General features: G+C 71.1%; 19 protein-coding genes. 17 read left to right on the top strand and 2 right to left on the bottom strand.

Annotation, left to right across the window (positions count from 1 at the left end; genetic code table 11):
- Positions 1-28 precede the first annotated feature (28 nt).
- The 9 genes from J2X36_RS15535 (at position 29) to J2X36_RS15575 (ending at position 9162) form a co-directional block, all read left to right on the top strand.
- Positions 29-1468, top strand: coding sequence for an SPOR domain-containing protein (locus J2X36_RS15535; RefSeq protein ID WP_310351248.1), 1440 nt, complete (start codon positions 29-31; stop codon positions 1466-1468).
- Positions 1469-1667: 199 nt separating this feature from the next.
- Positions 1668-2675: a beta-N-acetylhexosaminidase gene (gene nagZ / locus J2X36_RS15540; RefSeq protein WP_310351250.1), complete on the top strand. Its 1008-nt coding sequence runs from the start codon at positions 1668-1670 to the stop codon at positions 2673-2675.
- Positions 2676-2808: 133 nt separating this feature from the next.
- The gene (locus tag J2X36_RS15545) at positions 2809-3102 is read left to right on the top strand and encodes a twin-arginine translocase TatA/TatE family subunit (protein WP_132251381.1); all 294 of its coding nucleotides are present in this window, start codon (positions 2809-2811) and stop codon (positions 3100-3102) included.
- A gap of 125 nt (positions 3103-3227) precedes the next feature.
- Complete coding sequence (gene tatB, locus J2X36_RS15550) at positions 3228-3701, top strand: Sec-independent protein translocase protein TatB (protein ID WP_310351256.1); 474 nt, start codon at positions 3228-3230, stop codon at positions 3699-3701.
- A 3-nt stretch (positions 3702-3704) separates the two neighbouring features.
- Entirely contained in the window at positions 3705-4505 is an 801-nt protein-coding gene (gene tatC, locus J2X36_RS15555; RefSeq protein ID WP_132251377.1) for a twin-arginine translocase subunit TatC, read from the top strand.
- A 117-nt stretch (positions 4506-4622) separates the two neighbouring features.
- Positions 4623-5906, top strand: coding sequence for a serine--tRNA ligase (serS, locus tag J2X36_RS15560; RefSeq protein WP_310351259.1), 1284 nt, complete (start codon positions 4623-4625; stop codon positions 5904-5906).
- Entirely contained in the window at positions 5906-6670 is a 765-nt protein-coding gene (surE, locus tag J2X36_RS15565; RefSeq protein WP_132251373.1) for a 5'/3'-nucleotidase SurE, read from the top strand. The genes serS and surE overlap by 1 nt, the downstream gene beginning before the upstream one ends.
- A gap of 74 nt (positions 6671-6744) precedes the next feature.
- Complete coding sequence (locus J2X36_RS15570; protein ID WP_310351264.1) at positions 6745-7422, top strand: rRNA adenine N-6-methyltransferase family protein; 678 nt, start codon at positions 6745-6747, stop codon at positions 7420-7422.
- A 255-nt stretch (positions 7423-7677) separates the two neighbouring features.
- The gene (locus tag J2X36_RS15575) at positions 7678-9162 is read left to right on the top strand and encodes a peptidoglycan DD-metalloendopeptidase family protein (RefSeq protein ID WP_405029796.1); all 1485 of its coding nucleotides are present in this window, start codon (positions 7678-7680) and stop codon (positions 9160-9162) included.
- 70 nt (positions 9163-9232) lie between these two features.
- On the opposite strand, the gene J2X36_RS15580 is transcribed toward J2X36_RS15575, so the two are convergent.
- Complete coding sequence (locus J2X36_RS15580; protein WP_132251367.1) at positions 9233-10108, bottom strand: ATP-binding protein; 876 nt, start codon at positions 10106-10108, stop codon at positions 9233-9235.
- Between the two features lie 251 nt (positions 10109-10359).
- On the opposite strand from J2X36_RS15580, the gene yajC reads away from it, so the two are divergent.
- From yajC to J2X36_RS15615, 7 genes are all read left to right on the top strand, one after another.
- On the top strand, positions 10360-10695 hold the full coding sequence (gene yajC / locus J2X36_RS15585) for a preprotein translocase subunit YajC (protein WP_132251365.1): 336 nt from the start codon (positions 10360-10362) through the stop codon (positions 10693-10695).
- 64 nt (positions 10696-10759) lie between these two features.
- Positions 10760-12367: a protein translocase subunit SecD gene (gene secD / locus J2X36_RS15590; protein WP_132251363.1), complete on the top strand. Its 1608-nt coding sequence runs from the start codon at positions 10760-10762 to the stop codon at positions 12365-12367.
- A gap of 124 nt (positions 12368-12491) precedes the next feature.
- Positions 12492-13436, top strand: coding sequence for a protein translocase subunit SecF (gene secF / locus J2X36_RS15595; RefSeq protein WP_132251361.1), 945 nt, complete (start codon positions 12492-12494; stop codon positions 13434-13436).
- 15 nt (positions 13437-13451) lie between these two features.
- Entirely contained in the window at positions 13452-13841 is a 390-nt protein-coding gene (locus J2X36_RS15600; protein WP_132251359.1) for an Mth938-like domain-containing protein, read from the top strand.
- Between the two features lie 10 nt (positions 13842-13851).
- The gene (locus tag J2X36_RS15605; RefSeq protein ID WP_310351277.1) at positions 13852-14733 is read left to right on the top strand and encodes a phytoene/squalene synthase family protein; all 882 of its coding nucleotides are present in this window, start codon (positions 13852-13854) and stop codon (positions 14731-14733) included.
- A 153-nt stretch (positions 14734-14886) separates the two neighbouring features.
- Positions 14887-16605, top strand: coding sequence for an L-lactate permease (locus J2X36_RS15610; RefSeq protein WP_405029797.1), 1719 nt, complete (start codon positions 14887-14889; stop codon positions 16603-16605).
- 130 nt (positions 16606-16735) lie between these two features.
- A complete protein-coding gene (locus tag J2X36_RS15615; RefSeq protein ID WP_310351283.1) occupies positions 16736-17284 on the top strand; it encodes a GNAT family N-acetyltransferase in 549 nt (182 codons plus the stop codon).
- 57 nt (positions 17285-17341) lie between these two features.
- Here J2X36_RS15615 and trmFO read toward each other — a convergent pair whose 3' ends face one another.
- Positions 17342-18778 (bottom strand): methylenetetrahydrofolate--tRNA-(uracil(54)-C(5))-methyltransferase (FADH(2)-oxidizing) TrmFO, encoded by a 1437-nt coding sequence (gene trmFO / locus J2X36_RS15620; RefSeq protein ID WP_310351285.1) that lies wholly within the window; start codon positions 18776-18778, stop codon positions 17342-17344.
- 208 nt (positions 18779-18986) lie between these two features.
- Between trmFO and J2X36_RS15625 the strand changes: the two genes are divergently transcribed.
- Entirely contained in the window at positions 18987-19556 is a 570-nt protein-coding gene (locus J2X36_RS15625; protein ID WP_310351382.1) for an FUSC family protein, read from the top strand.
- Positions 19557-19558: the final 2 nt, after the last annotated feature.

Genomic DNA, 19558 nt, shown 5'->3' on the forward strand with positions numbered 1-19558 from the left:
TGAGTCGGCGTTAGATGAGGATGCTGCCATGACCAACGCATCGCGGGCGCAGATCGATTTCGAGGCCTTCGCGCGCGACCTGCAGCACCCTCAGCCGAGTCACCCGCGCCCGACGGCGGTTCCGGGTGGCGGCTGGGCCGAGCCGCGGATCGAATCGCGACCTGAGACGAAGTCCGACCCGCTGGCCGAGCTTGCCCGCATCGTGGGCCAGGACGACCCCTTCCGGGCGCTGTTGGAGGCTCGCGACGGCCGCCGCGGCGGCGAGAGCGTGCCGGCCCGGCGCGTCGAGCCGAGCTTCGTCACGGAGCAGGTGCCGGCCCATCAGGCCTCCGCCCATTCCGCGGCGGCGCAAGGAACGAGCCCGGCCGACGCCTTCGACCAGTACCTTGCCACCGTCGACCGCGAATACCCGGCCGGGCCCGGCTACGACGGGCACGAGACGGATGATTCGGGAATGGAGGCCGAGGCCGCCTATGGCGGACGCGCCCTGAAGCGGGCCCCGCGGCGGCGGCGCCTCGTCTCGGTCGGCGCCGGCATCGCGGTCGTCGCGATCTCGGTCACGGGTGCGCTGACGTGGCGCAGCCTGCATTCCGGCCGGATCGGCGGCGGCGTGCCCCTCATCCAGGCCGACACGGCCCCCCTCAAGATTGCGCCGAAGACCGCGGACGGCGTCGAGATCCCGGACCAGAACAAGCAGATCTACGAGCCCAAGGCCAAGGACGGCCAGATCCGCATCGTCAACCGCGAGGAGCAGCCCCTCGACGTGGCCCAGGCCGCGCGGGCGGCGCAGGGCGCTTCCGGTCTCTCGCAGGGCGGGCAGGGCACGAGCGAGTCCGGCACGACCCCGGGCGGCCTCACGGACGCCTTCGGCGAGCCGCGCCGCGTCCGCACGGTCTCGGTCAAGCCGGACACGCCGCCCCCGCCGCCCGCCCAGCGCGAGGCGGCCGCGGCCGAGACGGCGACGCCCTCCGTGATCCCGACCATGACCCTGCCGGGCTCCGAGGAAGCGGCCCCCGCCAGGCCGCGTCCCTCCCGTCAGGCGTCCGCGCTGCCGACGCCGGCCCCCACGCCCACCGCACCGCCCCCGGCGGCCGAGAGCACGCCCGTCGTGGCGGCGCCCGCGCCGACGCGACCCAAGGCGCCCCAGCGGGTCGCCTCGGTGGCTCCGGAGACGGCGGCTCCCGTCGAGGCTCCGACCACGACGGCGGCCACCACCGCCGCTCCCGTCGGCGGATTCTCGGTGCAGCTCGGGGTGCGCACCAGCGCCGCCGAGGCGCAAACCGCCTTCCGGCAGATGCAGGGCAAGTACGCCCAGCTTGCCGGCCAGCCCGAACTGATCCGGCAGGCCGAGGTGAACGGCAAGACGATCTGGCGCGTGCGCGTCGGGCCGCTCGGCAAGAACGAGGCGACGAGCCTCTGCAGCCAGCTGCAGGCCGCAGGCGGCCAGTGCTTCGTCGCCAAGAACTGAGGGCGGGCTGAGCGGGCCCGGCACTCTGCCGGGTCCGAGCCACATCGTCCGGAACGCGTCCGATACCCGGATGCAACAGTGGGGTGCCGCTCGCCCGGAACCCCGCCGGTCTCCCCGATTTCGCCTTGTCGCGGGCCGAGAGCCCGCCCGACGCTGATCCCGCGATTCGCCGCAGAGCCCTCCGCGAGCCTGAAACCCGATGACCTCCCGTGCACTCATCCTCGGTTGCGCCGGCCGGACCCTCGCTCCGGAGGAAGCCGATTTCTTCCGGGCGGTCCGGCCCTGGGGCTTCATCCTGTTCAAGCGCAACATCGGCACGCCCGACGAGGTGCGGGCCCTGACCGGGGCGCTGCGCGCGGCCGTCGAGCGGGAGGACGCACCCATCCTGATCGATCAGGAGGGGGGGCGCGTGCAACGGATGGGCCCGCCCCACTGGCCCGCCTACCCGGCCGGGCGGCGCTTCGGCCGCCTCGACGGTTCGGCCGCCGCCATGGCTCGGCTCGGCGCGCGCCTGATGGCGCACGATCTTGCCAGCGTCGGCATCAACGTCGATTGCGCCCCGGTGCTCGACGTGCCGGTGGAGGGCAGCCACGACATCATCGGCGACCGCGCCTACGGCACGAGCCCGTCCGCCGTCGCCGAGATCGGCCGGGCGGTCGCCGAGGGCCTGATGGCGGGCGGCGTGCTGCCGGTGATGAAGCACATCCCCGGCCACGGCCGCGCCGCCTGCGACAGCCACCATGGGCTGCCCGTCGTCGGAGCCTCCCGCGACAGCCTCGCCGCCCAGGATTTCCAGCCCTTCCGCACGCTCGCCGACCTGCCGCTCGCCATGAGCGCGCACGTCGTCTTCACGGCGCTCGATCCCGAACGGCCCGCGACGCAATCGCCGATCGTGGTGCGCGAGATCATCCGCGGCGCGATCGGCTTCGACGGCCTGCTGATGACCGACGATCTCTCGATGCACGCGCTGACCGGCCCGTTCCGGACCCGCGCCGAGGCTGCCTTCGCGGCCGGCATCGACGTCGCCCTCCACTGCAACGGCGACCAGGCGGAGATGGAGGCCGTGGCCGAAGAGTCGCCCGAGCTCTCCGGGGACGCCCTGCGCCGGGCCGAGGCCGCGCTTGCCCGGCTGCGGCCCGAGAGCGACGGCTTCGACGTCCGCGAGGCCCGGGCCCGCTTCGAGGCGGGACTCTCCGCCGCGGCCTGAGCTCGCGCATCCGGCCTCTTGGACGGAAGGCCGCGGACGCCTTGTGTTCGCGGGGTGCGATCCTTAGTTTCGCGCCAACCCGACCACGTAGGACGGCGTCGCCCGGCAGCGGCTCGCGGCGCAGGAGGTTGCCATGGGCAGCATGAGTATCTGGCACTGGATCATCGTCGCCGCGATCGTGATGCTGCTGTTCGGCCGCGGCAAGATCTCGGACCTGATGGGCGACGTCGCCAAGGGCATCAAGGCGTTCAAGAAGGGCATGGCGGACGACGAGGCGCCGCCCCAGGGCACGCCGGCCCAGGCCCCGCCGGTCTCCGCGAACGAACCCGTCCGCACGATTCCGCACGCCGGCCAGCCCGCGAGCGAGCCGAGCCCCGGCACGGCGATCCCGGCGAGCCACCTGCCCGCCCGCGACAAGACCGTCTGAGGGTGTTGCCCGGAGCGGCTGGCACGCAAGCCGCGTTGGTGTAAGGGCTCTTCCCGCGCCGCGCCGGGTCCCGTCCGCCCTGCCCGGGACTGTACGGCTCGCGGGAGCCCAGGAACGTCGACGACATGCTGGACATGAGTTGGGGCGAGGTGATGCTGATCGGCGGCGTCGCCCTCATCGTGATCGGGCCGAAGGACCTGCCGAAGGCCTTGCGCACCGTCGGGCAGATCACGGGCAAGCTGCGCCGCATGGCCGGCGAGTTCCAGATGCAGTTCAACGAGGCGATCCGCGAGGCCGAGCTCGACGAGGTGCGCCGCGAGGTCGATGGGATCAAGCGCACGGTCGGGTCCGGCACGCAGGGCTTCAACCCGGTCCAGACGATCCGCGACGAGCTCAAAGGTGCGATCGAGGCCCGCGAGGGACGCACTGCACCGCAGCCCGGTTCGGGCACCCTCGCTGAGGCGACCGCGCAATTGCGGGCGGAGACGGGATATGGCGGCCAGGGGGGCAGCTACGACGTGCCGCGTCCTCCGCTGCCGGACGCCTCGGCCGTCGATCCGCTCGCTTCCGATCAACCCGCCAGACCGCCGGGCGCCTGAGCCATGATCAACGAGGCGGATGAGGCCGAGATCGAGGCCTCGCGGGCCCCGCTCATCGAGCACCTGATCGAGCTGCGCTCGCGGCTGATCAAGTCGCTCGTCGCGTTCGTGGTGATGTTCTTCGGGTGCTTCTTCTTCGCGAAGGACATCTACAACATCCTCGTCCACCCCTACGTCTCGGTGGTCGGCGCGGAGAACGCGAAGCTCATCGCGACGCACTTCCTCGAGCAGGTCTTCACCAACATCAAGCTCTCGGTGTTCGGGGCGGCCTTCCTCGCCTTCCCGGTGATCGCGACGCAGATCTACGCCTTCGTGGCGCCCGGCCTCTACCGCAACGAGCGCAAGGCCTTCCTGCCCTACCTTGTCGCGACGCCGATCTTCTTCGTTCTCGGCGCGCTGGTGGTGTTCTTCCTCGCCATGCCGCTGCTCATCAAGTTCTCGGTGAGCCTGCAGCAGGTCGGCGTGGCCGGCGAGCCGACGATCGCGCTCCTGCCGAAGGTCGACGAGTACCTCTCGCTGATCATGACCCTGATCTTCGCCTTCGGCATCGCCTTCCAGCTGCCCGTGATCCTGACGCTGCTCGGCCAGATCGGCGTGATCGACTCGGCCTTCCTGAGGGAGAAGCGCCGCTACGCCATCGTCCTCGTCTTCGTGGCTGCGGCGATCCTGACCCCGCCCGACGTGATCTCGCAGCTCTCCCTCGCGATCCCGATGCTGCTGCTCTACGAGGCCTCGGTCCTGTCGGTCTCCCGCATGGAGAAGCTGCGCGCGGCGCGCCGCATCGCCGAGGGGCTGGAGCCTTAGGGCGCATCCTGGTCGGCCTTCCGCTCGGCGGCAGGCCCGGTTCGTCGATGCGCCTCCGGCCTTGTCCCGCGGGGAGCGATGCTGCAAAGCGTCTGCGCCCAGGATCAGAGCCGTCCCATGCACGACATCCGCGCCATCCGCGAGAACCCGTCCGCGTTCGATCACGACCTGCAGCGGCGCGGGCTCCCGCCCCTCTCCGCCGAGTTGATCGCGCTCGACGAGGCCCGCCGCGGCGCCGTCTCGGCGGCGCAGGGAAACCAGGAGCGGCGCAATGCGCTCGCCAAGGAGATCGGCGCGGCCAAGAAGGCGCGGGACGAGGCGCGGGCGCAGGAGCTGATGGCGGAGGTGGCCCGGCTCAAGGAGGAGGCGCCTGCCCTCGACGCGGCGCAAGCGCAGGCCGCCACGGCGCTCGACGAGCGCCTCGCCGCGATCCCGAACCGGCCGAAGGCGGATGTTCCGGAGGGGGCGGACGAGCACGGCAACGTCGAGTACCGCCGCTTCGAGCCGACCCATCCTTGGCTGGAGAGGGGCCGTCAGCATTTCGAGATCGGCGAGGCCGCCGGGCTGATGGATTTCGAGGCGGCCGCCAGACTCTCCGGCTCCCGTTTCGTGGTGCTGAAGGGTCAACTCGCGCGGCTGGAACGCGCCCTCGGCCAGTTCATGCTGAACCTGCACACGGAGGAGCACGGCTACACCGAGGTGGCGCCACCGATCCTCGTGCGCGACGAGGCGATGTTCGGCACGGCGCAATTGCCGAAATTCCGAGACGACCAATTCGCGGCGGGCGACGGCTACTGGCTGATTCCCACGGCGGAAGTCCCCCTGACCAACCTCGTGCGCGAGAGTATCCTGTCCGAGGACGAGTTGCCGCTGCGCTTCACCGCCCTCACGCCCTGCTTCCGGGCGGAGGCCGGTGCGGCGGGGCGCGACACCCGCGGCATGCTGCGCCAGCACCAGTTCAACAAGGTCGAGCTCGTCTCGATCACGGCACCCGAAAAGTCGGCCGAGGAGCACGAGCGCATGCTCGCCTGCGCCGAGGCCGTGCTGAAGGCGCTCGAACTGCCCTTCCGGGTCATGACCCTGTGCACGGGCGACATGGGATTTGCATCGCAGAAGACCTACGACATCGAGGTCTGGATGCCCGGCCAGGAAACCTACCGCGAGATCTCCTCCTGCTCCGTCTGCGGCGATTTCCAGGCGCGGCGGATGAACGCGCGCTATCGCCCGAAGGACGGCAAGCCCGTTTATCTCCACACCCTGAACGGCTCGGGCGTCGCGGTCGGCCGCGCACTCATCGCCGTCATGGAGAACTACCAGAACCCGGACGGCAGCGTCACGATCCCGTCCGCGCTCCAGCCCTATATGGGCGGCCTCAACCGGATCGAGGGACCGAAGATCTGATGCGCATTCTCGTCACGAACGACGACGGCATCCACGCGCCGGGGCTGGAGACGCTGGAGACCATCGCCCGCCACCTCTCCGACGACGTCTGGGTGGTGGCGCCGGAGACCGACCAGTCCGGCGTCTCGCACTCGCTCTCGCTCAACGATCCCCTGCGCCTGCGCCAGGTCTCCGAGAAGCGCTTCGCCGTGAAAGGCACGCCGTCCGACTGCGTGATCATGGGCGTGCGTCACATCCTGCAGGAGCGGGGGCCCGACCTCGTCCTCTCGGGCGTCAACCGGGGCCAGAACGTCGCGGAGGACGTGACCTATTCGGGCACGATCGCGGGCGCGATGGAGGGCACGATCCTGAACGTGAGGTCGATCGCGCTGAGCCAGGCCTACGGCGTGGGCGGGCGCGGGGCGATCAAGTGGCATTGCGCGGCCCATCACGGGCCGACGGTGATCGCGAAGATCCTGGAGACCGGCATCGAGCCCGGCATCCTCGTCAATGTGAACTTCCCCGATTGCGAGCCGGAGGAGGTCGTGGGGATCGCCGTGGCGGCGCAGGGGCAGCGCAACCAAGCCCTGCTGGCCATCGACGCGCGCATGGACGGGCGCGGCAACCCCTATTTCTGGCTCGCCTTCGCCAAGGCCCGCTTCGAGCCCGGCCGCGGCACCGACCTCAAGGCCATCGCCGAGAACCGGATCTCGGTGACCCCGCTGCGCCTCGACCTGACGGACGAGCCGACGCTCACGCGCTTCGCGCAGGCCTTCGCCGAGTAGCCGGAACGCGAAGCGGCGCCTTTCACGCTCCCCGCCACTGGCTCTGACCGTCGCTTCCGTGCGAGCCTGCCCCGGTGACGAGCGCCGATCCGACATCCCTTCCCGACGACGCCGGTAGCCCCGTCGAGAACGCCGCCTTCGTGCTGGCCCTGCGGGAGCGGGGCGTTCGCGACACGGGAATCCTGCGCGCGATGGAGCGCGTGCCCCGGGAGCGCTTCGCACCGGCGGCCCACCGGGAGCTGGCCCGGCGTGACCTCGCCCTGCCGCTGCCCTGCGGCGCCACCATGACGGCGCCGACGACGGTCGCGGCCATGCTGGTCGCGCTCAACCTCGCGCCGGGCCAGCGGGTGCTGGAGATCGGCACCGGCTCCGGCTACGCCACCGCCCTGCTGCTGCAGCTCGGCGCCGCCGCCGTGACGAGCCTCGAACTCTATGCCGGCCTCGCGGCCGCCGCCCGCGAGCGGCTGGGGCCGGGAGAGGGCCTGCGCGTCCTGCGGGGCGACGGACTCACGGCGATGGGGGAAGGGGCTTACGACCGCATCCTGATCAACGGCTCGGTGCCGAGCCTGCCGGAGGGCTTGATCGCGGCGCTGGCGCCCGGCGGCCGGCTCGTCGCCGGCCTCGCCGCGACGGGCCGGGGCGGGATCGGCCGTCTCGTCACGGTGCTGCGGGGGGAGGAGGGGGTGTCCGAATCCCTCGGAGCGCCCCTGCGCCTCGTGCCCCTGCAACCGGGACGCGCCGCGCACGCCTGAGACGGCCCCCTCTCAGGCTCCGAGAGCTCCGTTGGAACCGTACCTCGGCGTCCGGACGGGGCCGAAGGGCTCTCGCGAGGCCCCTCTCCGCCCGCTGTGCCCGGATTGCAACCCAAGGGTCGGCAAAGGTTCCGTCACCTCGCGAAACAGGGTGAACGGGAACGGTTGCTTAACCTGAATCCGATTTGAATGACGGCATCAAGTTGCGTCAGGCAAACGGGTGCGTCGATGCGGGTTCGCGGGGCTGGTCGGGGGATGCGGACGCTGTCGCGCTTCGCCCTCATCGGAGTGATCGGTGGCGGCGCTGCCGCCTGTTCCTCGGACGCCTCGCGGCTCGGGGATCCCTTCGTCAATCCGTTCGCCTCGAACCTGTCGAGCGAGCCCTCCGCCACGGGCAGCCTGCCCGAGAACGAGGCGGCGCCCGCTCCCGCGATCCGCACGGGCCGCATCCAGTCCGAGGCGCTCGGCGCCCCGGCGAGCGCGCCTCTCAGCCCGGCCGCGCCGCGGCCCGCCCTCTCGCGGCCGGCGCAGCCCCCAGCCCAGAGCACCCGAGTCGCGGCGACCGGCGCCGCCGGCTGGAACGCGCAGGGCGGCACCCGGATCACCGTCGCGCAGGGCGACAGCCTGAACCAGATGTCGACCCGTTACGGCGTACCGGCCTCGGCCATCCTCTCGGCCAATGGCCTGACCAGCGCCGCGCAGGTGACGCCGGGCCGCCAGATCGTGATCCCGGTCTACACCGCCTCCGGCATGAACCCCGACGCGATGACGGCCCGCACCGTGCCGGCCGCGCCGCAGGAGCGCCTGCAATTCTCGAAGGGCCCGAAGCCCGCCGACAAGGCCACGGACGCCAAGGCCGCGGACACCAAGGCGCAGGCCGAGAAGGCCCAGGCGGAGAAGCTGCAGGCCGACAAGGACGCGAAGCGCCGGGCCGAGAAGCTGGCCGAGGCCAAGCTCGAAGCCAAGCGCGAGACGGAGCGCAAGGAGGCCGAGGCCCGCAAGCTCGCCGAGGAGAAGGCCCGCAAGGAGGCCGCCCAGAAGGAAGCGGCGAAGAAGCACGTTCGCCCCGGCCAGACCGCGAAGGTCGAGCCGAAGGCTGAGGTGAAGGCTGAGGTGAAGGCTGAGATGAAGCCCGATCCGAAGGCGGAGGCCGCCGCGAAGGCGAAGATCGAGGCCGCGCGGGATGCGGCCAGGAAGCTCGCCGAGGCCAAGGCCGCCAAGGAAGGCGCCGAGAAGGCCGCGAAGGAGGCGAAGGAGGCGAAGGAGGCGAAGGAAGCGGAGAAGGCCGCCAAGGTCGCGGCCGCCAAGCCCGCTCCGGCCCCCGAGAAGACGGAGCCGTCCGCGACGGGTTCGGTTGCCGCGGCCGCGCCCGACCAATCCTTCCGCTGGCCGGCCAAGGGCCGGGTGATCGCGGGCTACGGCTCCAGCGGCAATGAGGGCATCAATATCGCGGTGCCCGAGGGCACGGCGGTGAAGGCCGCCGAGGACGGCACGGTCGCCTATGCCGGCTCCGACGTGAAGGGCTACGGCAAGCTCGTGCTGGTGCGCCACACGAACGGCTACGTCTCGGCCTACGCCCATAACGGCGAGATCGACGTGAAGCCCGGCGAGAAGGTGAAGCGCGGCCAGACGATCGCCAAGTCGGGCGCCTCGGGCAACGTCACCTCGCCCCAGCTCCACTTCGAGATCCGCAAGGGCGGCTCGCCCATCGATCCGATGTCGCAGCTCGCCAGCAACTGACGCGGGCCGTCTCGGACGCAGAATCGCGAAGGGGCGGTCCCGCCGGGGCCGCCCCTTCGCGTTCCGGGCCTCAGCCGAGGCGCTGGCCGAGCCGCCCGGCGAGGTCCTGGATGAACTGGAAGGCGGTGCGGCCGGAGCGCGAGCCGCGGGTCACGGCCCATTCGAGGGCTTCCGCCCGGACCCGCTCGGGCTCGGCCGTCAGGCCGTAGCGCTCCACGTAGGCGCGGATCATGGCGAGGTACTCGTCCTGGCTGCACTTGTGGAAGCCGAGCCAGAGGCCGAACCGATCGGACAGGGAGACCTTCTCCTCCACCGCCTCGCCGGGATTGATGGCGGTCGAGCGCTCGTTCTCGACCATCTCGCGCGCGAGGAGATGCCGCCGGTTGGAGGTGGCGTAGAACAGCACGTTCTCAGGCCGCCCCTCGATGCCGCCGTCGAGCGCCGTCTTCAACGACTTGTAGGAAGTGTCGTCGGCGTCGAAGGAGAGGTCGTCGCAGAACACGATCCAGCGGTGCGGGTCGGCCCGCAGCGTCGCCATCAGGTCGGGCAGCGCCTCGATGTCCTCCCGGTGGATCTCGACGAGCTTCATCGGCAGCGCGCCCTCGGGGGCCTTCGCGTTCGTCTCCGCGTGCACCGCCTTGACGAGGGACGACTTGCCCATGCCGCGCGCGCCCCACAGGAGCGCGTTGTTGGCGGGCAGGCCCCGGGCGAAGCGCTCCGTGTTCTCGGCCAGCGTGTCGCGGGCGCGGTCGATCCCGGTGAGCAGGCCCATCTCGACGCGGTTGACCCGCGGCACCGGGATCAGCCGACGCTCCGGTCCCCACAGGAACGCGTCGGCCGCGCCGAGGTCCGGGGGGGCGGGCTCGCGGGGGGCGGCGCGCTCCAGCGCCGTCGCGATCCGCTCCAGGAGCGGCAGGAGCGTGTCGAGGGTCGTGGGGCTCGTCATGGGAAACGCCGCTTCGCGCCTGTTTCGGGAAGGATGGGCCGCTGTTTAGGAGGATCGAGGCTGGAAATCACCGCCCCCGCGCGACGGAAGTTCCGTCATTGGCGCGGCCGCGGCCGGGGAAGTCCGATTCGCCTCACCCATACGGCGTTGCTTTCACTTAGGCCGTGGCTATAGTCCGCGCGCTTTTCGGCCCGGCCCGGGCAGGCCCAGCAGGCCGTCGGGCAGCCGACGCTTTTTGAGGAGTCACGCGCTTGATCACCCCCGCCTTCGCGCAAGGGGCCGGCACCGCTTCCAGTGGGGCGGACATCGCCTTCCAGCTGGTGCCGTTCGTCCTCATCTTCGTGATCATGTACTTCCTGATCCTGCGGCCGCAGCAGAAGCGGGTCCGGGACCATCAGTCCATGGTCAAGAACGTGCGCCGCGACGACACCATCGTCACGAATGGCGGTCTCGTCGGCCGCGTCGTCAAGGTGACGGACGAGTCGTCCGAGATCGAGGTCGAGATCGCGCCGAACGTCCGCGTCAAGGTCGTGCGGTCCATGATCTCCGAGGTCCGCGTCAAGGGCGGCCCCGTCAAGGCGGCCTGAGCGCCGCTCACGGTGCCGGCCTGATCCCATCCCCGGCACGCAAACGACACAGCAGGACCGGCGGATGTTGCGCTTCTCCCGAACCAAGATCATCGCGACGCTCGCCGTCATCCTGATCGGCCTGAGCCTGGCCGTGCCGAGCTTCTTCCCGGCCGACAGCCGCAAGGCGTTCATGGCCGCGCTGCCGGGCTGGTTCCCGAGCTGGATCATCCCGCAGCGGGCGATCGTGCTCGGCCTCGATCTCCAGGGCGGCTCGCAGCTCCTGCTCGAGGTCGACCAGAACGAGCTGATCGCCTCCCAGGCCAAGGCGCTCCGCGACGACGTGCGCCGCATCCTGCAGCAGGAATCGGTCCGCGCCGAGGGCGGCATCCAGCTCCTGCAGCGCGGCGTTCAGCTGCGCGTGCCCGACGCGGCGGCCCGCGCCAAGGTGCTGCCGAAGCTCCAGGAACTGTCGCAGCCGATCTCGAACCCCCTCGTCGGCCAGACCGGCGGGCGCACCGTCGAGATCGTCGACCAGCCCGACGGGCCGATCCGCCTCACCCTCACCGATGCCGGCGTCAACGAGCGCACCCGCCGCGCCGTGAGCCAGGGCATCGAGGTCATCCGCCGCCGCCTCGACTCGACCGGCACGACCGAGCCCTCGATTCAGCAGCAGGGCGCCGACCGAATCCTGATCCAGGTGCCGGGCGAGCAGAATCCGGAGCGGCTCGAGAAGCTCCTCGGCTCCACCGCCAAGCTCGAGTTCCGGATGCTCGCCGACAGCCCGTCCGGCGACGTCGACCTCCTGCCCTCGAAGGACGAGAAGGGCGCCAAGGTGCCCGTGGAGCGCCGCGTCATGGCCGATGGCGGCGACCTCACCGACGCGCAGCCCGCCTTCGACCAGCAGACGCATGAGCCGATGGTGAGCTTCAAGTTCAACCTGAAGGGCGCGCAGCGCTTCGGGCAGGCGACCTCGGAGAATGTCGGTCGGCGCATGGCGATCGTGCTCGACAACGAGGTGGTCTCGGCCCCCGTGATCCGCTCCGCCATCACCGGCGGCAACGGCCAGATCACCGGCAATTTCACGGTTCAGCAGGCCAACGACCTCTCCGTGCTGCTGCGCGCCGGCGCGCTGCCCGCGAAGTTCACCGTGGTCGAGCGCCGCGTCGTCGGTCCCGGCCTCGGGCGCGACTCGATCGAGGCCGGCAAGCTCGCGACGCTCGTCGCGGCCGTCCTCGTGATCGGCTTCATGTTCCTGACCTACGGGACCTTCGGTTTCATCGCGAACATCGCCCTCATCGTCCATGTCGGCCTCATCCTCGGCCTGATGTCGGTGCTCGAGGCGACGATGACGCTGCCGGGCATCGCCGGCATCGTGCTCACCATCGGCACGGCCGTCGACTCGAACGTGCTCATCTACGAGCGCATGCGGGAGGAGTCGCGGGCCGGGCGCTCCCTGATCTCGGCGCTCCAGGCCGGCTTCGACCGGGCCTTCGCCACGATCATCGACTCGAACTCGACCATGGCGATCGCGGCGCTGATCCTGTTCTTCCTCGGCTCGGGTCCGGTGAAGGGCTTCGCCGTGGTCTTCATCCTCGGCATCCTCACCACGGTCATCACGGCGGTGACGCTGACCCGCATGATGATCGCCGTGTGGTACACTACGTTCCGCCCGAAAGCCCTGCCGTTCTGACGGCGGGGCCTTCGCCGTCGGCTCCTTGGCCGCGCCGCTCGCGACGGCGCGCCGGCCGACCTCAAGATTGACGGGCCAGGAGCCGCTTCCCCGAGCGGCACCGGCCCAGAACCCGAGACCGATCATGCGTCTGCTCCGCCTCTGGCCCGACGAGTCGCACTTCGACTTCATGCGCTACCGGCGCTTCAGCTTCCCGCTCTCGGCGCTGATGTCGGTGGCGACCGTCGTCCTGTTCCTCACGATCGGGCTGAACTTCGGCATCGACTTCAAGGGCGGCACCCTCGTCGAGCTGCAGGCGAAATCCGGCACGGCGGACGTCGCCGCGGTGCGCCACACCGCCAACGGCTTCGGCTTCGGCGAGTCGGAGGTGCAGGAGCTCGGCGGCCAGGGCAACATCCTGGTGCGCTTCCCCCTTCAGGCCGGCGAGCAGGGCCAGACCCAGGTGATGCAGAAGGCGCACGCCGCCTTCGACGCGGATTACGAGTTCCGCCGCACGGAGACGGTGGGCCCCCGCGTCTCGGGCGAGCTCGTGCAATCGGGCACGCTCGGCGTCGTCCTCTCGGTCGTCGCGGTGCTGCTCTACCTCTGGTTCCGCTTCGAGCGGGAACTGGCGCTCGGCGCCATCGTCGGCACGCTGCACGACATCGTGCTCACCGTCGGCATCTTCATCCTCACCCGCATCGAGTTCAACATGACCTCGATCGCGGCGATCCTGACCATCGTCGGCTATTCCCTCAACGAGACGGTCGTGGTGTTCGACCGGACCCGCGAGCTGATGCGCCGCTACAAGACGATTCCGACGGTCGAGCTCCTGAACCTCTCGATCAACTCCACCATGTCGCGCACGGTGATGACCTCGATCTCCACCGCCCTGTCGCTCCTGGCGCTGGTCCTGTTCGGCGGCGAGGCGATCAAGGGCTTCGCGGTGGTGATGCTGTGCGGCGTCGTGATCTGCACCTACTCGGCGATCTTCATCTCGACGCCGGTGCTGATCTATCTCGGGCTGATGCTGTCGGGCACCCGTGCCCAGGCCCGAGACCGGGCCGACCTCGCCCAGGCGGCGGAGTAGGGACGGGCGCGCCGGATGAGCGAGCCCCGCCGTCTCAACGACGGATTCGTCCCCGGACGCCACCTGATCGACGCCTATGGCGGCGGCGGATTCCGCTTCGCGGAGATGAGCCATCGCGGCTCGATCCTGGCGCTGCCCTCCGGCGTCCGCGCCTGGGAGGTGACGGAGGCCTCGACGATCGGCCGCGACGCCCTGCGCCCGGTCCAGGCGGAGGCGGGAGCGATCGACCTTCTCCTCGTCGGCACCGGCTTGGACATCGTGCCGTTGCCGGCCCCCTTGCGCGCCTGGCTCAAGGAGAACGGCATCGGCCTCGACGTGATGCAGACGGGTGCGGCCGCCCGCACCTACAACATCCTCGTGGCGGAGAACCGCAAGGTCGCCGCCGCCCTGATCGCCGTCGCATGAGCGGGATTGCGTGAGCGAGACCGATACCAGCACCAGCACCGGCAACGGGCTCCCCTTCGCCTTCCAGCACTGCGAGGCCCTGGTGCGGGAGGGTGATGCGGACCGCTACTTCGCGACCCTGTTCGCCCCGGCGCAGGAGCGGCCCCACCTCTTCGCCCTCTACGCCTTCAGCCTGACGATCGCCCGCGTGCGCGAGGCGGCCTCGAACCCGATGGCCGGCGAGATCCGCCTGCAATGGTGGCGCGACGCGCTCCAGGGCGAGGCGCGCGGCGACGTGCGCGCCAACCCCGTCGCGGCAGCCCTGGAGGACGCCATCGTCCGGCGCCGGCTCGGCCGCCAGCCCTTCGTCGACCTGATCGATGCCCGCGTCTTCGACCTCTACGACGACCCGATGCCCCGGGTGAACGACCTCGAGGGCTATTGCGGCGAGACAGCCTCCTCCCTGTTCCGCCTCGCGAGCCTCGTCCTCAGCGACGGGGCGGAGCCCGGCGGCGCGGCGGCGGCCGGCCATGCCGGAGTCGCCTACGGCATCACCGGCCTTCTTCGGGCGCTGCCCTGGCACGCGCGCGCGGGTCAGGTCTACCTGCCGGCCGACATCCTGCGCGAACACGGGGTCACCCGCGAGGACATCGTCACCGGCCGCGGCGGCCCCGGCCTCGCCGGCGCGGCCCGGGACCTGCGGGCGCTCGCCCGCCGGCATCTCGCGGCCTACGAGGCGGCCCGGCCTACGATCTCGCCGGCCGCGCAGGCCGCCTTCCTGCCGGTCGCCCTCGTGGAGCCCTACCTCGCGGCGATGGACCGGCCGGGCTACGACCCGCTGAACACGCCCGTCGACATGTCCCGCTGGCGCCGGCTCTGGCGGCTCTGGCGGGCCGCGCGGCGGATCCGCTGAAGCCGGTGGGCCGTCCGGAGTGACAGAGGCGCGTGTTCCTCTGCAACACTCTCTGAATACATGATTAATCCGCGTTGAGCCGCCTCACCGGCTCTGCTAGCAACGCTGGACGGCCCGGCCAGAAGATCGGGCGTACGGAGGAGCGTGACGCCCGTGGAAACCTGGAATCAAGTCTACGACCCGTTCGGGAACGCGTGGCTCTCGACGCTCGCGGCCGCCCTTCCGGTCGTCGCGCTGCTCGGCATGATCGCGAGCGGCAAGGTCAAGGCCCATATCGCGGCCGTCCTGTCCCTCGTCATCGCGCTCCTCGTCGCGATCGTGGCCTTCGGCATGCCGACGGGCCTCGCGCTTCGCGCCTCCGCCTACGGCGTGGCGCTCGGCCTGTTCCCGATCGGCTGGATCATCCTCAACGTCATCTTCCTCTACCGCCTGACGGTGGAGAAAGGCTGGTTCGCCACCCTCCAGCAATCGGTCGCGGGCATCACGACGGACCGGCGCATCCAGCTCCTTCTGGTCGCCTTCGCCTTCGGCGCCTTCTTCGAGGGCGCGGGCGGCTTCGGCACCCCGGTGGCGGTGACCGGCGCGATCCTGATCGGCCTCGGCTTCTCGCCGCTCGCGGCCTCGGGCCTCTCGCTCATCGCCAACACCGCGCCCGTCGCCTACGGCGCGCTCGGCGCACCGATCCAGGGCCTCGCCTCGGTCACGGGCTACGACCCCTACATCCTCGGCGCGATGATCGGCCGGCAGCTCCCGTTCTTCTCGGTGATCGTGCCCTTCTGGCTGATCTGGGTCTTCGCGGGCTTCCGCGGCATGATCGCGATCTGGCCGCCCATCGCCGTCTGCGGCATCTCCTTCGCGCTCGCGCAGTTCCTGATCTCGAACTACATCAACCCCTGGATCGTCGACATCGGCGCTTCGCTCGTCTCGATGGGCGCCCTGGTCCTGTTCCTGAAGGTCTGGCGGCCGGCGCAGGTCTGGACCTCGCCGGCCCTGCGCGGCCACGATCCGTCCATCGGCTACGGCACCGAGCCGCGTCCCGTCGCCCTCGGCGCGGGCGTGCCCGGCGACCTGCCGCGCGTGCATACCGGCGCCCGCACCGCCACCTCGAGCGAGATCGCCTGGGCCTGGGTGCCGTGGATCATCCTGTCGGTCGTCGTCGCAATCTGGGGCACCGGCTGGTTCAAGAGCCTCGTGAACCCGATCTTCACGATCAAGTACGAGGTCCCCGGCCTGCACAACGTGATCATGAAGGTGCCCCCGGTCGTCGCCAAGGCGCATCCGGAGGCGGCGGTCTTCGCCTTCACCTACATGTCCTACACGGGCACGGGCGTGCTCATCGCCGCGATCATCTCCGGCCTGATCATGCGCTTCTCGCCCTGGCGCCTCGTCACCGCCTATCTCGAGACGATCTGGGTGCTGCGCTACTCGCTCATCACCATCGCGGCGATGCTCGCGCTCGGCGTGCTCACCCGCTACGGCGGCGTCGACGCGACGCTCGGCCTCGCCTTCGCCGGCACCGGCATCCTCTACCCGTTCTTCGGCACCCTGCTCGGCTGGCTCGGCGTGGCGCTGACGGGCTCGGACACGGCCTCGAACGTGCTCTTCGGCGGCCTGCAGAAGATCACCTCGGAGCAGCTCGGCCTGTCGGGCATCCTGATGGCCTCGGCGAACTCGTCGGGCGGCGTGATGGGCAAGATGATCGACGCGCAGTCGATCGTCGTGGCCTCCACCGCCACCGGCTATTTCGGCCAGGAGGGCAAGATCCTGCGCTTCGTGTTCTGGCACTCGATCGTGCTCGCCTGCATGGTCGGCGGCCTCGTGATGCTGCAGGCCTACGTGTACCCGTTCAACGCGATGGTCATCCACCCGTAGGGTCGGCCGCACCGGCCATGCCGCAACCCGCTCCGGCCCTCGGCCGGGGCGGGTTTTTCATATCCGCGCGGATGAACGCGGTGCCTGCGGCGTACCTTTCCGCCGCCCGCGGCGGCCCCACCTGAGGGGGATGTTCCTGTTCCGGCGTGCCGCCCAGCCCGACAGCCTCGCGACCCTGCCCGGGCTCGAGACTGGGCGCCTGCGCATCGCGGCCCTCGCCGCGCGCGACGCCGAGGCCCTGCGCCGCCTCACCGACGATCCGGCGATCACCGGCGCCGTCGACTTCCTGCCGGAGCCCTTCACGCTCGCGGATGCGCGCGCGCTGATCGCCTCCGGGCGGAGGGGCAGCGACCGCTTCAACGGTGTCTGGGATCGGGAGAGCCGCACCCTCGTCGCGGTGGTGGGCACGCACCTGCGCGGCGAGGGCGCCATCGAGATCGGCTACTGGGTCGGGGGAGCGGCCCGCGGCCGCGGCATCGCGACGGAGGCGGTGGCGGGCCTCCTCGGCCTCCTCGCCCGCCGCTTTCCCCACCGGAGCGTCGTCGCCGAGTGCCGTCCCGGCAACGTCGCCTCGTGGGGCCTGCTGCGCAAGCTCGGCTTCGAGGATACCGGCGAGGAGGGGCACCGGCCGGGACGGCGGCTCCTGATGAAGGCCGATCCGTTTCGAACACCGATCTGAAGGTCAGCCGCTTCCCACTCCCTCGGAGAGGAGAGTGACGGAGGCGCCCCCGCCCCTCTACTCCGCCGCCGCCCGCGGCGGTTCTCCCGCCTCCGCGATCCAAGCGGCGAGGGCCGCCCGGCCCCGGTCGGTGAGCGCCCGCTTCTTCAGCGCCGCCTTCTCCGGTCCGCGCAGCCGGCGCCCCGTCTCGTTGCGCGGCGCCCGCTCAAGCGGCGGGAACAGCCCGAAATTCACGTTCATCGGCTGGAACGAGCGGGGGGCGTTGGCCGCCGGCTCGCCGCCTTGCACGATGTGCCCGCCGGTGATGTGGGCGATGAGCGCGCCGAGCGCGGTCGTCTGCGGCAGCGGCGGCAGGCGGCGGCCCTGCGCCTCAGCGAGCGCGAAGCGCCCGGCCATCAGGCCCACCGCGGCGCTCTCGACATACCCCTCGCAGCCCGTGATCTGGCCGGCGAAGCGCAGGGAGGGCCGCGCCTTCAGGCGCAGCGTCCCGTCGAGGAGGCGGGGCGAGTCGAGATAGGTGTTGCGGTGCAGGCCGCCGAGGCGGGCGAACTCGGCGTTCTCCAGGCCCGGGATCGTGCGGAAGATCCGCACCTGCTCGGCGTGGCGCAGCTTCGTCTGGAAACCCACCATGTTGTAGAGGGTGCCGAGGGCGTTGTCCTGGCGCAGCTGCACGATGGCGCAGGGCTTCACCGTCGGGTCGTGGGGGTTCGTCAGGCCCACGGGCTTCATCGGGCCGTGGCGCAGGGTCTCGGGACCGCGCTCGGCCATCACCTCGATCGGCAGGCAGCCGTCGAAGTAGGGGGTCGAGGTCTCCCACTCCTTGAAGCTCGTCTTCTCGCCCGCGATCAGCGCCGCGATGAAGGCGTCGTACTGCGCCCGGTCCATGGGGCAATTCAGGTAGTCGGCCCCCGTGCCACCGGGACCCGGCTTGTCGTAGCGCGACTGGAACCACGCACGCCCCATGTCGATCGAGTCGCGGTGCACGATCGGGGCGATGGCGTCGAAGAAGGCGAGCGATTCTGCCCCCGTCAGCGCGCGGATCCCCTCCGCCAGCGCCGGGGAGGTCAGGGGACCGGTCGCCACGATCGTCGAGCCCCACGCGTCCGGCGGCAGCCCCGCGATCTCCTCCCGCACGACGGTGACGAGGGGATGCGCCTCGAGGGCTCCCGTCACGGCAGCCGCGAAACCCTCGCGGTCCACGGCGAGCGCCCCGCCCGCCGGAACCTGGTTCGCGTCGCCCATCCGCAGGATGAGCGAGCCGAGGCTGCGCATCTCCTGGTGCAGGAGGCCGACCGCGTTGCCCTCCGCGTCGTCCGAGCGGAAGGAGTTCGAGCAGACGAGCTCGGCGAGGCTCTCGGTCTGGTGCGCGTCGGTGCCGCGCACGGGCCGCATCTCGTGGAGCACGACCGGATGGCCGCCGCTGGCGATCTGCCAGGCCGCCTCGGAGCCCGCCAGCCCGCCGCCGACGATGTGGATGGGATCTCGCGCCGTCATCCGGAGGACTTAAACCCGCGGGCAGGGGCGATCAACGGTCCACGCCACGGGACTGAACCGGGGCTCCGGCCGCGCCGTTGACGCCCGCATGGGTCCCGGCGAGACGGTGAGGATGAGCGAGTCGAATCCCCGGACGGAGACGCGAGAGGAGCGGCCGTGGAGTGCGGCCTCCGTTGCGGAGGCGGATGCCGACTCGGGCGGGGAGGGGATGCGCGCGTCCGAGCGGCGCACGGCGCGCGACGTCAGCCGTCTCGGCTTGCTGCGCGACCAGCTCGGCCGTGTGGCCAAGCGCCTGCCCCTGCGGCGGCGCCTCAGCCGGGGCACGGCGCACGGCGTGATGTCGGCCTGCGCCGCCATCGTCGCCTACCTGCCGACTCAGGCGCTCGGCCTGCGCGAGGGCTTCTGGAGCGCCATCACCGCCCTGGCCGTGGCGCAGACGGAATTCGGCGCGACCCGCTCCACCGCCCGCGACCAGTTCACGGGGGCTGCGATCGGCGGGATGATCGGGCTCGGCACCTATCTGGCGGCCGGCCCGAGCCTGCCGAGCTACGCCCTCAGCGTGCTTCTCTCGATCGTCGCCTGCGGCCTCGTCAACGTGGCGAGCGCCGGGCGGCTCGCGGCCATCACCGCCACGATCCTCCTGCTGGTCCCCCATCTGGGCAGCGTCGAGCGGATGCTGTGGTCGCGGGTGTTCGAGGTGGGATGGGGGGTGTGCGTGGCCATCGTCACCGTCTGGATCGTGACGCGGATCAACCGGCGCCTCGGCATCGCCCTGTGAGC

This window comes from Methylobacterium sp. BE186 (assembly GCF_031457035.1).
In the GTDB taxonomy this organism is placed as follows: domain Bacteria; phylum Pseudomonadota; class Alphaproteobacteria; order Rhizobiales; family Beijerinckiaceae; genus Methylobacterium; species Methylobacterium segetis.

Excerpts from the sequence above, each read along its gene's own strand:
- tatC (WP_132251377.1), top strand. The coding sequence starts at position 3,705 with ATGATCAACGAGGCGGATGAGGCCGAGATCGAGGCCTCGCGGGCCCCG.
- J2X36_RS15575 (WP_405029796.1), top strand. The coding sequence starts at position 7,678 with ATGCGGACGCTGTCGCGCTTCGCCCTCATCGGAGTGATCGGTGGCGGC.
- secD (WP_132251363.1), top strand. The coding sequence starts at position 10,760 with ATGTTGCGCTTCTCCCGAACCAAGATCATCGCGACGCTCGCCGTCATC.
- J2X36_RS15600 (WP_132251359.1), top strand. The coding sequence starts at position 13,452 with ATGAGCGAGCCCCGCCGTCTCAACGACGGATTCGTCCCCGGACGCCAC.
- secF (WP_132251361.1), top strand. The coding sequence starts at position 12,492 with ATGCGTCTGCTCCGCCTCTGGCCCGACGAGTCGCACTTCGACTTCATG.
- J2X36_RS15625 (WP_310351382.1), top strand. The coding sequence starts at position 18,987 with ATGCGCGCGTCCGAGCGGCGCACGGCGCGCGACGTCAGCCGTCTCGGC.
- tatB (WP_310351256.1), top strand. The coding sequence starts at position 3,228 with ATGCTGGACATGAGTTGGGGCGAGGTGATGCTGATCGGCGGCGTCGCC.
- trmFO (WP_310351285.1), bottom strand. The coding sequence starts at position 18,778 with ATGACGGCGCGAGATCCCATCCACATCGTCGGCGGCGGGCTGGCGGGC.
- J2X36_RS15535 (WP_310351248.1), top strand. The coding sequence starts at position 29 with ATGACCAACGCATCGCGGGCGCAGATCGATTTCGAGGCCTTCGCGCGC.
- J2X36_RS15545 (WP_132251381.1), top strand. The coding sequence starts at position 2,809 with ATGGGCAGCATGAGTATCTGGCACTGGATCATCGTCGCCGCGATCGTG.
- J2X36_RS15615 (WP_310351283.1), top strand. The coding sequence starts at position 16,736 with ATGTTCCTGTTCCGGCGTGCCGCCCAGCCCGACAGCCTCGCGACCCTG.
- nagZ (WP_310351250.1), top strand. The coding sequence starts at position 1,668 with ATGACCTCCCGTGCACTCATCCTCGGTTGCGCCGGCCGGACCCTCGCT.
- J2X36_RS15580 (WP_132251367.1), bottom strand. The coding sequence starts at position 10,108 with ATGACGAGCCCCACGACCCTCGACACGCTCCTGCCGCTCCTGGAGCGG.
- serS (WP_310351259.1), top strand. The coding sequence starts at position 4,623 with ATGCACGACATCCGCGCCATCCGCGAGAACCCGTCCGCGTTCGATCAC.
- surE (WP_132251373.1), top strand. The coding sequence starts at position 5,906 with ATGCGCATTCTCGTCACGAACGACGACGGCATCCACGCGCCGGGGCTG.